Annotated in this window: 16 protein-coding genes and 1 pseudogene; 15 read left to right on the plus strand and 2 right to left on the minus strand. The window is 32.0% G+C overall.

The window, feature by feature from the left end; all coding sequences use genetic code 11:
- The 5 genes and pseudogenes from AB8U03_RS16590 to AB8U03_RS16610 all read left to right on the plus strand — a co-directional run.
- Nucleotides 1-347: pseudogene (locus AB8U03_RS16590) on the plus strand (hypothetical protein); the annotation flags it as partial.
- A 71-nt stretch (nt 348-418) separates the two neighbouring features.
- Entirely contained in the window at nt 419-643 is a 225-nt protein-coding gene (locus tag AB8U03_RS16595) for a BhlA/UviB family holin-like peptide (RefSeq protein ID WP_369705667.1), read from the plus strand.
- Nucleotides 644-656: 13 nt separating this feature from the next.
- Nucleotides 657-1,571 (plus strand): GH25 family lysozyme, encoded by a 915-nt coding sequence (locus AB8U03_RS16600; RefSeq protein ID WP_369705668.1) that lies wholly within the window; start codon nt 657-659, stop codon nt 1,569-1,571.
- A gap of 106 nt (nt 1,572-1,677) precedes the next feature.
- On the plus strand, nt 1,678-1,926 hold the full coding sequence (locus AB8U03_RS16605) for a hypothetical protein (protein WP_369705669.1): 249 nt from the start codon (nt 1,678-1,680) through the stop codon (nt 1,924-1,926).
- 22 nt (nt 1,927-1,948) lie between these two features.
- A complete protein-coding gene (locus AB8U03_RS16610) occupies nt 1,949-2,554 on the plus strand; it encodes a bZIP transcription factor (protein WP_369705670.1) in 606 nt (201 codons plus the stop codon).
- 107 nt (nt 2,555-2,661) lie between these two features.
- Here AB8U03_RS16610 and AB8U03_RS16615 read toward each other — a convergent pair whose 3' ends face one another.
- Nucleotides 2,662-3,735: a cell wall-binding repeat-containing protein gene (locus AB8U03_RS16615; RefSeq protein WP_369705671.1), complete on the minus strand. Its 1,074-nt coding sequence runs from the start codon at nt 3,733-3,735 to the stop codon at nt 2,662-2,664.
- A gap of 380 nt (nt 3,736-4,115) precedes the next feature.
- On the opposite strand from AB8U03_RS16615, the gene AB8U03_RS16620 reads away from it, so the two are divergent.
- Complete coding sequence (locus AB8U03_RS16620; protein ID WP_369705672.1) at nt 4,116-4,331, plus strand: SHOCT domain-containing protein; 216 nt, start codon at nt 4,116-4,118, stop codon at nt 4,329-4,331.
- Nucleotides 4,332-4,559: 228 nt separating this feature from the next.
- Nucleotides 4,560-4,907, plus strand: a complete 348-nt coding sequence (locus AB8U03_RS16625) for a four-helix bundle copper-binding protein (protein WP_369705673.1) — start codon at nt 4,560-4,562, stop codon at nt 4,905-4,907.
- Nucleotides 4,908-5,152: 245 nt separating this feature from the next.
- On the opposite strand, the gene AB8U03_RS16630 is transcribed toward AB8U03_RS16625, so the two are convergent.
- Nucleotides 5,153-5,338, minus strand: coding sequence for a hypothetical protein (locus tag AB8U03_RS16630; RefSeq protein WP_369705674.1), 186 nt, complete (start codon nt 5,336-5,338; stop codon nt 5,153-5,155).
- Nucleotides 5,339-5,548: 210 nt separating this feature from the next.
- Between AB8U03_RS16630 and AB8U03_RS16635 the strand changes: the two genes are divergently transcribed.
- The 8 genes from AB8U03_RS16635 (at nt 5,549) to AB8U03_RS16665 (ending at nt 12,069) form a co-directional block, all read left to right on the plus strand.
- Nucleotides 5,549-6,304, plus strand: coding sequence for a DNA adenine methylase (locus AB8U03_RS16635; protein WP_369705675.1), 756 nt, complete (start codon nt 5,549-5,551; stop codon nt 6,302-6,304).
- A gap of 204 nt (nt 6,305-6,508) precedes the next feature.
- The gene (locus AB8U03_RS16640) at nt 6,509-7,021 is read left to right on the plus strand and encodes a Panacea domain-containing protein (RefSeq protein WP_369705676.1); all 513 of its coding nucleotides are present in this window, start codon (nt 6,509-6,511) and stop codon (nt 7,019-7,021) included.
- A gap of 5 nt (nt 7,022-7,026) precedes the next feature.
- Nucleotides 7,027-8,046 carry a hypothetical protein gene (locus AB8U03_RS16645; protein ID WP_369705677.1) on the plus strand — a complete coding sequence of 340 codons (1,020 nt, stop codon included), beginning with the start codon at nt 7,027-7,029 and terminating at the stop codon, nt 8,044-8,046.
- A 28-nt stretch (nt 8,047-8,074) separates the two neighbouring features.
- The gene (locus tag AB8U03_RS18095) at nt 8,075-8,182 is read left to right on the plus strand and encodes a sunset domain-containing protein (RefSeq protein ID WP_455423801.1); all 108 of its coding nucleotides are present in this window, start codon (nt 8,075-8,077) and stop codon (nt 8,180-8,182) included.
- A 541-nt stretch (nt 8,183-8,723) separates the two neighbouring features.
- A complete protein-coding gene (locus tag AB8U03_RS16650; RefSeq protein WP_369705678.1) occupies nt 8,724-9,185 on the plus strand; it encodes a YqaJ viral recombinase family nuclease in 462 nt (153 codons plus the stop codon).
- Nucleotides 9,143-9,619: a hypothetical protein gene (locus AB8U03_RS16655; RefSeq protein ID WP_369705679.1), complete on the plus strand. Its 477-nt coding sequence runs from the start codon at nt 9,143-9,145 to the stop codon at nt 9,617-9,619. Before AB8U03_RS16650 ends, AB8U03_RS16655 begins: the two co-directional genes overlap by 43 nt.
- Before the next feature lie 207 nt (nt 9,620-9,826).
- Nucleotides 9,827-11,266 carry a multicopper oxidase domain-containing protein gene (locus AB8U03_RS16660; RefSeq protein ID WP_369705680.1) on the plus strand — a complete coding sequence of 480 codons (1,440 nt, stop codon included), beginning with the start codon at nt 9,827-9,829 and terminating at the stop codon, nt 11,264-11,266.
- 446 nt (nt 11,267-11,712) lie between these two features.
- Nucleotides 11,713-12,069: a DNA-binding response regulator gene (locus AB8U03_RS16665; protein WP_369705681.1), complete on the plus strand. Its 357-nt coding sequence runs from the start codon at nt 11,713-11,715 to the stop codon at nt 12,067-12,069.
- Nucleotides 12,070-12,207: the final 138 nt, after the last annotated feature.

Genomic DNA, 12,207 nt, shown 5'->3' on the forward strand with positions numbered 1-12,207 from the left:
TGGAAATTATGCCAATGTGCTGTTATTGCAGAATGAACAATGAAAGTACAACACCACCTATGCAGCATATGCCTAACATTGGACAAGAAATGCAAGATATGAAGGAAAATAACGTGGAAGAAAATAACGTGAAAAAAAATAACATGTCGAAAAGTAATATGTCGCAAGCAGACAGGGAAAGAATACAAACAGATACTCAAGAGATTGTAAGGATGTTTGAGTGTCATCATCCAGAGTTACTAAATACGTTGATGTGCTGCGGTGCGTCAGTGGCTCAAGCAAGGCAATATTTAAGCAGAGTTGTTAGTATGGCACTTATGCATCATATGATGCATCAAACGAAATAAGTGGATCAGAGTTTTGGAGAAATCCAGGACTCTTTTTTAATACTTAAAAATACTTATATGGGAGGCTAGGAATGGAAAATGAAATATTTAAAATGGCGGTACAGCAGGGAATTTGGGCCATGCTGTTTATTTTTATACTTATTTATGTATTAAAAGAACAGAAAGAGAGGGATGAAAAGGCAGGGGAAAGAGAGGCGAATTATCAGGGGATTATAGCCAAGTTAACAGATAGATTGAAAGCTATGGATGATATTGGTGAGGATGTAAAAGAAATTAAAAACAAAATATTTAAATAGGAGGAATTAAAAATTGATTAAAGGTTTAGATGTAAGTAACCTGAATGGAGCTGTAAATATGGACCTTATTAAAAATGCAGGTAATTCCTTTGTAATCGCAAAGGCCACCGAAGGGAGTACTTTTGTAGATAAATATTATAATGACAATATTAGAAAAGCCAAAGCCCTGGGACTTGTTACCGGGGCTTATGTTTTTGCCAGATTTACAACTAAAGAAAAAGCTATCCAGGAAGCAAACTTTTTCAAGCAAATTGCTGTAGCAGCCAATCCGGATTTTGTAGTCCTGGACTTTGAGCAGCAGTGCAGCGGGGATATGACAGATGCATGTCTTGAATTTTTAAAGATAGCGTCTACTGTTGCTCCAGTACTTATTTACTGTAATCCAAGCTATATAAAGGCACATTTAAATTCTAAGATAACCAAATACCCTCTTTGGGTGGCTCATTATGGGGTAAGTTCCCCAAGTACTGTACTGTGGAATGAATATGCTATATGGCAGTATTCCGAAAAGGGACAGATATCTGGTATAGGAGGTTATCTGGATCTGAATTATATGTCAGATAGCTTTTTTAATAGTCTGGGAGGTACAAGACAGCCAAATCCACTTGTGGAGCAGATTAAGGCTTTACAATATGACCTTAATTCTGAATACAATGCTGGATTGGTCGTAGATGGAGTAGCAGGACAGGCAACTGTGGCGGCATTAAAGGGAATACAAAACATTATAGTAAAAGGACATAAATCTTATGTAGTCCTTTGGGTACAACAAAAATTAGAGGGATATGGCTATTTGAATAAGGGGAGTTATACGGAAAAGGTCTATGATGAACCCACATTCCAAGCTGTTACAAACATGCAAAAGAACTGGGGAAAAGCTACAGATGGGATTCTTGGGCCACAGGCCTGGAGCATTTTCTTGAATAACTAAAAATAACTCTAAGAAATTTTTAAATTTTCCTGCCTATATTTAAAAAAGTGCATATATATTATGTACAGAGAAAATTATCATGAAGAAAAATAATGGAGGTAATAGTATGGCTAAATATAGAAAGAAGCCTGTTGTAATTGAGGCAATACAATGGACAGGTAAAAATATAGAGGAAATAGCTAGATTTATGATTAATGGCACTTATTGTTATGAAAATAATGTTCTAATAATTATGACATTAGAAGGCAAGCATATTGCAAGAACAAATGATTATATTCTAAAAGGTGTAAATGGAGAATTTTATCCATGTAGACCAGATGTGTTTAAGAAAACCTACGATTTTGTAGAAAATTAAAATTTTTATGGAGGAATGTATTATGACAAACTTAAATATATTATTTATAATTTTAGGACTGACAGTAGGAGTGGGAGCCACAGTATTAATTCTATTGCCTTTTTTAAAGAAAAAGGGTGTTAACACAGCAGATGTTTTACAAAAGGTTGATACTGGATTGCAGGAAGTTAAAAAGTATACAGATGCAGCAAAGGCACTGGTGCCTGGTAATAAGTTCTTAAATATCTTAAGTGTTATAGAAAAATATGCTGAAATAGGAGTAGGGCAGGCAGCACAACTCAATGTATCTTCTCAGCTCCCGGCAGACCAGAGAAAAAAGAGTGCGGAGGATTATGTATATAATGTATTAAACAAGCTGGGTATAGAAGTGGATGATAATATAAAGACAATAGTTTCCGGAGTTATTGAGAATAAAGTATATGATTTAAAAACTCCTGAAGAGAAGAAGTCAGCACAGCAAACGGCAACTCAAACCCAGGTATCGCAGCTTCAAACTCAAAATTCACAGCTCCAGAGTGAAAAGACACAATTACAGCAAGAAAACGAAAAGTTAAAGCAGACTATAGCTAGTATACAAAGCACTGTAACTCCTGAACATAATACAGCAGTACAACCAGTACAAAAATAATTATACCCCGGGAAACCGGAAGTATTCTAAATACAATTAAGAAAGCATATTCCTTGAGAATGTGCTTTCTCTCTAATACTTTTAATTTTCTATTCTTAACATCATTTCTAATGCTCTGCTCTTAAAATCAGCACTTTTTCAAGCTCAACCTGTGCTTTGTGAGAAATCCTGTCATATCCTCCTAAAATGTAGCCGTGCATAAATGGGGGCTTTGGGGGATGCTTTTCCATTGGATTCAATGATAATACATAGCTTTTAATAATCTCTGGAACCCTATCAGGTTTAACAAAAAGCAGAGGAGTATGTTTAGCCAAATGTGCAAATATACAGGCTGATAAACAATAAGACCAGTCTTTAGGAGTACCAAAGGAAAATGACCAACCATCTCTGGTATTAATGTTCCAGCCAAAGTTACCTTCAGGTGAATAGTATCTTGCAAAATTAACTGTACACTCGAATGGTGTATTCCCATCTATTCTATCCACTTTTCCTTTCATAATATTTTTAATTTCATTTAAAACTTGATCTGAAATTCCATGCGTGCTTGAAATAATAAATACATTTCTATCCTTATATTTATTAAGTTTTTGTCTTGTGATTTCAGGCAACTTATCTCTGTAAGAAAAAAGTATTGGAACTCCCATGTGTGCAGAGAAATATGCAGCATGAATACATTCTGTAGGACTTTCAACAGGAACTACCATAATATTTTCCATACCTTCTTTGGATTCAGAAGGAATCCAATATCTAAATTCTAAAGCCTCGCCTGCTGTAAATATCGGGTCATATCCCCCGACCCTTATAGTTGATAAACCGATATTTCTCAATTCCATCTCAACTGTAGATGATATTGGCCCAACGATAATCACTTTAGCAGGTACATTTTTGCCCGTTGGAGAAAGCCTAATAATTTCAGAAAAAGTTTCAGGCAATAGGTAATTAGGATTAGTAAAGATCAATGGTGCATTTATTGGAAAATGTATAATAGGTGATGCCAAAAGTCCAAAATGGTATGTAGTCAAAGGCACAAGAATGACTGCATTAGGTCTCCATTCTACTTCAGGACTTGGATAAATGATTTTTGTTACATAAGTATTAAATTCTATTGCATTATATCCTAATACCCTTGTTGTATTAGCAGTATCTATGGCTGGATAAATAAATGAATTATTTACTGACATACAAAACTCTCCTTATAAAAAGTTATACATTAGCATAATATTCATCAAATGCATATTTGTGCTATGTGGTTCACTATAGAAATTAGTTCATATCACTAAGATGTACTTAAAATAAAACAACTATGTTTTTTCCCTGTTGTTGGTATTCTTAATATGTTAAGCTTGTCATTTACAATATTGAATGGAATAGAGCATTTTGAGCTTGTTACAGAACTTATTATAAGAGAAATTATTTAATAATAAAGATTATAATGATACCAGACAATATACATAGAAACTTCGCACGAATAATTTTTGGACGTGATTCAAATAATTAAATTATTAGATATTTTTCAATAAAAGTGAAGGTGATATTAATGATGAGTTATTATGGATACGGAATGATGGGCCGCGGATGGGGATGGTTTATGATGATAGGTGTAATTATCCTAATGATTTTAGGAATTATTGCTCTGGTACGCTATCTTCAGCAGTCAGGTAAACCAAATGACCGAGCAGTGGAAAACAATGCCCTTAATATACTCAATGAAAGGTACGCAAGGGGAGAAATAACCGAAAAAGAGTACAATAGCAAAAAAGCACAAATCAAATCATAAAAACTTTGGTATGCTTTCCTTCAGAGAAACCACATAAAGAAGTCGAATCTACAAGGAATCTTTGATGGGAAAAAGGGGCTGTCTCAAAATGATGAACAGATCATTAGAAAAGATAGCCTCTTTTCTAAATTTTAAAAGTTTAAATTTATCATTTAATTTTAGTATATGAATATTTGATTCTACGCATAATATATTTTGTGTAGAAAATCGAATAAAGGAGTGTTTTAAATGGGAATAGCAACTATGACAACAAATAAATATCAAACATGTATTGATGAATGTAATAGGTGTGCACAGGCATGTCATGAATGTTTTGAGGCATGCATTAATGAACCTGATTTAAACGCAAGAAGAAGCTGTGTGAAAATACTTATTGAGTGTGCAAGAATGTGCGAAATGTCAGCTGGACTTATGTCTATGAATGGACAATTTGTAAAAGAACATTGCAAGATGTGTGCTATAATTTGTGATGCATGTGCAAAAGAATGTGATATGTTTAAAGATGAACATTGCCAAAAATGTGCAGACGAATGTCGTACATGTGCTGGTGAATGTAGAAAAATGGCTGGTATGTAATATACTCCACAATAAACAGTTTTTTATAAAAGTGATTATTAATAGTATATTTTAAGATTTTAGAAGGGTCTAGATGAGATTTTAGAATAAATGATATAAACTATAGAGTAAGAGTATAATTACTAGAAAAAATATGATTTAAAATAATAAATTGTGATATAATATATTTAAAAGAAGCCGTTACGGTTTTTATGTTTAATTTGTATATTAGTTATCTAAAACGCACTCAAGGCAATGGGTGCATTTTAGTTTTTTGAGTTATTTTCTTTATCACTATCCGCAGTAATAAATATTTCATTATTACTGTGTTTAGAGCTGTTCTTATATTTGAGAATGGCTCTTTCTTTTAAGTATGCAAGCATGGCAAAAATACCCACTATACTTACTATTGTAACGCATACTATAGATGTAATAGTAATAGAATCACTCATATTGTCACCCCCTCTGCTGTCAGATTAACCGCAACGACTCCTTTGCAAGAGATAAAACCTGGGGAGTGACTAACTAAAAACATTTTATTCTCTTGATAAATATTATAGCATAAATAATTAGCTATATTTATAATACTTATCCATATTCTACCTTGAAATAGAACATGTGTTTGTATATAATAGTATTATCTGGAACATAGGAGGTATTATATGAATAGTTTTATAGGATGGATAGGCGGAAAGAAATTACTCAGGAAGGAAATAGTTAAAAGGTTTCCTGAAAAATTTAATAGATACATAGAAGTATTTGGAGGTGCAGCATGGGTTCTTTTCTCAAAAGATAAGCTGGCCAATATGGAAATCTATAACGACATAAGTGGTGACCTGGTCAATTTATTCAGGTGTGTAAAATTTCACTGTGGAGAGCTGCAGAGAGAACTCTCATTTATGTTGAATTCAAGAGAGCTGTTTTATGATTTTGCCAGCCAGTACAATACTAGAGGAATGACAGATATTCAAAGGGCAGCACGTTTCTTTATGTTAATTAAGACAAGCTATGGGAGTGACCACAGATCCTACGGATGCGTAAAGAAAAATGTAAATGTAATGATTAAATATCTGACTGATATTCAGGAAAGACTTTCTGATGTAGTTATTGAAAATAAGGATTTTGAGGATTTGCTTAAGGTCTATGATAAAGAGGATGCACTTATATATCTGGATCCTCCGTATTATGGCGCAGAAAGATATTATCAGGTGAAATTTTCAGAAGAGGACCATATGAGGTTATGCAATTGCCTTAAAAATATAAAAGGTAAGTTCATTCTTTCATACAATGAATGTAAATTTGTGAGGGATTTATATAAGGATTTTAGTATAGATGAGGTTCAGAGAAATCACAGTCTTATGGGAAAATATAAGGATAAAGAGCATAGGTATAGTGAGTTGATTATTAGAAATTATTAGGTTTTACTTATTGATACAAAAAGTTATCCACAATTTGAAGGAGTTTAGCTTTTATAGTAGAATATCTTATAATAAGATATTCTACTATAAAAGTTGATTTATTTTATTGCAAATAGTATATATTCACAATACATAGGCATAATATAATGCAATAGTATTATTTAATATAACAAAAATAAATTATAATGATAAGGAGGTACGTTTATGATTTATAATGCTTTAGATGTAGCTAGGTATGTAATAAATTATTCAAACCATATAAACAGTCCGATTAGTAATCTACAGCTTCAAAAAATAATGTATTACATTCAAGCTGCATTTTTGGTGGAGAAAGACCAAAGGTGCTTCCACGAGGAGATTTTAAATTGGACATACGGGCCTGTAGTTGATAAGGTTTATAGAGAGTTTAGGACGTTTGGATATTCCCCAATTCCTAAACAAGAAGAGTATATAAATATAGGCTATCACAAAGAAAGCAGTAGGATAAAAATTGAAAAAAAGAAATTTGATGAGAATATCTTTTGCAACAGCGACAAAAAGCTAATACAACAAATTGTAGATATTTATTCAAACATGGAACCTTTTGATTTAGTAAATAAAACTCATTCAGAAGATCCTTGGAGAAAGACAAAACAAAATGATGTCATTTCAATAGAAGACATAAAATCTTATTATACTGATAATATTAATAAATTATATGGCCAAGGAGAAAATTAATCTTTATGATGTATAGGTTAAGTATAGAAGAAGTTTTAGACAAAATAGTTTTTAAAATTGATGATATGGACAGTATAGTAAAGTCATTTATAAAGTTTTACTTACAAAATCATAGGCATAAATATTCTAAAGTAGCAAAATTTATTAACGATAAGGCTATTAATGACGAACAAACAGTATACTTTGTATTATCGAATATAAATTCAATAATAAACTATTGTAAAGAAAATGAGAACGATATAAATCAGCTTATTGATAATATTCTATCTAAAAATAACAACTATACGGGCACAATAAACTTTACATGTATTGAACTGCTTGAAAAATTAGAAAAACTTCAAGATCATATAGAACTTGAATCGCAAAGAATAAATTTTTCTCAAAATAGAGAGGACAGAATATTCTCTAATTTAATTGACCAAATTAATGTTTCAGTAAATTCGGCACAAACTAATATTGAAAGCAAATCAAATAAAATCGAAGATAGGCTTAATACTACTGTTATATCAACATTAGGAATATTCTCAGCTATAGTTGTTGTGTTTTTTAGTGGATTAAATGCTATAGGGAGTATCTTTTCTAATATGAAAGATGTTAATAAATACAGACTTGTTTTTATGGCATCATTAGAAGGGTTCATTATGTTTAATTCAATATTTTTGTTGTTATACTGTATAGCAAAAATACTAGATAAAGATATTGGAACAAATAAATGGCCGCCAGAAAATTTAAACATTACATATTGGAATCTACAATATCAGTATGATGTATTGAAAGAAAATGGACAAGACTCAGAGAAGTTAGAAAAGCTAAAAAAGCAGCTCACTATAAAAGAAAATGCCTTAAATAAATATAGACATGCTCGTGATTGTGGAATATTGAAGTTGATAACTAGGTATCCTACAGTATTTTATACTAATTTAGTTTTAATTTTTTTAATGGCTGCGGCAATCATTTTTAAATACATACCAGAAATTAATCTTGTTTTTTTAAAATGTAGAGAGTTATTTATTACATATCTTTGATTTTAAATTTCATGCATAAGGAGAAAAGATTTATCATCTTGCAGGTGATCCATACTACGATAGAACCAATGCAGAAGAATATTTTAATACAGAAGCTGAAGCACAAGAAGCAGGATATAGGCCAATTAAAAAGTAAATGAAAAGCTCTGGTGAATCCAGGGCTTTTTAAAACCTACATTAAATAAATATTCTTCCCGCATTTTTCCCACACAAGTTTTAAATAGATGTAAACACATATATAATTGTATAGTGATAAAACATAGTCATATCAACTGTTGTAGAACATCACATATTTTTATAATAAAGTCTTAGTGAAATCAGGAGTTCGATTCTCCTAGGGACTACCAATTGAGTAATAGCAGTGTTTTGAAGGGATTCAGGACATTGCTGTTTTTGCGTTTAACACATTAGTTCCAGATAGCTATAGATAGTTATAGTAAATTTAATTATTTTTTGCTTTTGATCTTAATATAGAATTTAGTTTTTCAGCTGTATCAATTTTTTGTTTAGGTACCGGGGAGATTTTTAAAGATGCAGAAGCACTGACAGATGGAGAACTAAGAGAGTTTCTTAAATATGTATAAAAAAAGAGTCCTTATGAAAAGGACCGTTAGAAAATAATCGATACTTTCATTTTACATGATAATGGGAGAAAAATCAAATGGGGAGGTAATAATTTGTACAAGGTATTAGCCAAAACCAAAGATATGTCGGAAATTAAATGGCTGAAGAGTCATCAGCAGGGTATTGGTGGATCTGATGCAGGAGCAATTCTTGGAATAAACAATTATAGATCACCGCTTGATGTTTATATAGATAAAACCCAGGAGATAGTCAAGTCTTATGAACAGAGTGAAGCTGCTTATTGGGGAACCATACTGGAACCCAATGTTGCAAGGAGGTTTTCAGGAAAAACTGGGAAAAGCGTCAGAAGGAGTAATGCAATACTTCAAAGCGTGGAATATCCATTCATGACTGCCAATCTAGACAGGGAGATAGTTGGAGAAAAGGCATTACTGGAATGTAAGACGGCAAATGCCTTCCTGTCAAGCAGATGGCAGAGTGAGAAATACCAGGAAGTTATCTGGCACAGGTTATGCACTACCTGGCGGTTACAGGTGATGAAAAGGCATATATAGCCGTGCTTATAGGTGGGCAGAAATTCATTTATAAGAAAATTGAGAGGGACCAAGAACGTATAAATATAATTGTGGCCAAAGAAAAATATTTTTGGGAAAACAATGTACTTAAAAGAGTGCCGCCAAAATCAGATGGCTCTGATGCCGCAGAAAGATATTTAAAAGAAAGGTTCAAGGATTCAAACCCATGTGCAGTTATAAATTTAAAATCTGAATATAAGGACAAGATTAAGAATTACTTTGAACTCAAAAATACAATAAAAAGCCTTGAGCTGAAGGCCAAGGAGATTGAGAACAATATAAAACTTGAGTTAGGTGAGGCAGAAATAGGATATTCACCTAATTATGAAATTGACTGGAAGAGTGTAACATCTAATAGATTTGATAACAAAAGGTTTGGGTTTGTTTTAACTATTCGAGAACATCAAAAATAGAAGAAACAACTATAAAGCCAGTTGGTAGTAAATACATTTCCGCTATACTATATTTTTTCTTTAATATAAATTTGCTTGTTTTATTGTAAATAACTTTGAAATGACAAGTACATAATAAATATTTGTTATGTAGTATAACTTTTTTATTCTTAATCTCATATGATGAAGTAATTAAATGAAAATAATGAAATACTAGGGGATGATAAAATGAGTATTAGACATTATGTCTTATTAGCTACAGATGGATCAATAAGCTTACCAAAAGATGAGGTTTTATGTACTACAAATAGAGAAGATGTTTATATTTTTGGATTTACAGGTGGACTTTTAGAGGTAGATGGAGTGAAAATAAAAGGAAATGAATATCTAGATTATACAGACAAAGATAACTGGGATACAATCTTAAAGAAGAAAGGTGAAGCTACTATTCCTTCTCCTATAATTTGGGGAGAAGTAGGTGACCATATATATATTACGCTTATTAATATTGGCATGGAACGTCGTGATGATTTAAAAGATTTTCACACAGTTCACATGCATGGTGCTCACGTTGCTACCCAGTTAGATGGTTTTCCTGAAAGCTCATTTGGTGTTCCTATGTGGGAAAAAACAGATACAGCACCACCTAAGGCAACCTATTTCTTTCATCCAGAAGATCCTGGAACCTTAATGTACCACTGTCATGTAGAAGCTTCTGAACATGTTCAAATGGGAATGTATGGAGCATTGGTTATATATCCTTCTATGGAAAGCTTAGCTAAAAATGGAATTACAAAATGTAATAAATGTGGACATTGGAGACTAAACGGTGAAGAACAATACGATATTCCTAAAACTGCTACAAATCGAAATTTTGCTTATAATAATATTCACAGCTATTTTGATAAGGAATATGTGATGCTTTTATCTGATATAGATTCAGAGTGGCATAAAAGCGTTTCTATAAAAAATAATCCTGATCCTTTTAATGCAATAAATTTTAAACCAGACTTTTGGCTAATCAATGGAAGAGCTTTTCCTGATACACTTCGTCCACATCCTTTAAGTGTTGGCAGTGATCCAAATCTTACGCAAATTAACTATGAATCTTATGTTCACGTAAAAACCAATGAAAAATTCCTACTTCGAATGATTAATATGGGCTATCAAGTGGTTCCATGGCACATTCATGGCTGGCACTTTATGGTGGTAGGAAAAGATAGCCATCTAAGTCCTTTTTTAGTCTTTGGTAAGGAGTGCAAACACCTTAATCACCAACTAACAGAAATGGGATTTACTAATACTATTGGATCTGGAGAAACCTATGATTTAATTATTACTGCGGACGATAAAAGAAGTTTATACAGAAAATATATTGTGAAGGGTCAAGATGGTTTTGATTCTTTTTGCAAGCAGCTTAGCGAAATTGATCCTGCTGCTATTTTTGATATTCCAGAAGAGCCAGTAAACTGTGCTAATCCACAACTAATAGATCTAATAAATTATATACAAATTTGTAATCAGCCTTATGGAGATCCAAATAATCAGTTCTTCCCACAATTTTATCCAATGCATAATCATGATGACTACAAGGTTACTAATAATGGAAAATATCCAGGTGGTCAGTTAACAATGATTCAAATAGATGCACCCGATAAACCAATGTAGAAATAAATTTAGAATTGTGTAGAAAAAGACTTAATTATTAGGTTATTTCAGAATAAGTTAAATTAAAGGAAAGATGGGTCGCCTCAAAATAGAAATTAATTTCTATCGAGTCGGCTCCTTTAAATGGTAAAGGTAAGAGAAAATCGAACATTCAGTGTAAAACTGAAACTTTAACTGAATTTATATCAAAAAAGAAAAATATGAGCATATCTAAAAACTTCATTAATAAAAGAGAAAGATCTTTAGAAAAAAATGAATTTACGGTATTTTATGTCGCACTTCAAAGATATTAGGAATTATTCAGAAATTAAAATGGAATGATATTGGAATTAAAACATTGCCAAAATATAATATAATTGAGTTATAAAGAATTTAATTCTGCAAAAATAAAACATGTCTCCTTTTATGGTTTGGGTGAACTATATTCTTTTTTAGGAGTTGGTTAAATGAAGGCCATTGTAGATAAGAAACAGGTTGAAAATTTATATATAGAAGGATTGACAGTTCCTGAAATCGCCAGGAAGCTGAATTACAAAAGTGATACAGTTAAAAAATGTATTCAGAGAAATTTTGGATGGCCAAAAGGATCTCATAGAATTGCCCTAACTCAAAGGCGTGAAATAGTAAAGGCAGTAAATTACCAGGCTAATAGATATATGGGTGACAGTACGTTTGTAAAAAAGAATAGATCAATATATAAAACAAAACCCAATGGAGATACAGTAATAAATAAAGAAGTCGCTCCAGTTGTTACATGGGATACTCCAAGAAGGCTGGACAATGAAAATAAAGTTAAATTGTAATACCCTCTCAATTTATATAAACCCGCCAAGCCTCTTAACAATGCTGGCGGGAAAAATTTTTTATAAGATTTTAAGGTGATTTTAATGATTTAAGTATAATATAATAATATGTCGATACTCCTTTTAAATAATAATTAC

This window comes from Clostridium moutaii, assembly GCF_041205085.1.
In the GTDB taxonomy this organism is placed as follows: Bacteria; Bacillota; Clostridia; order Clostridiales; family Clostridiaceae; genus Clostridium_B; species Clostridium_B moutaii.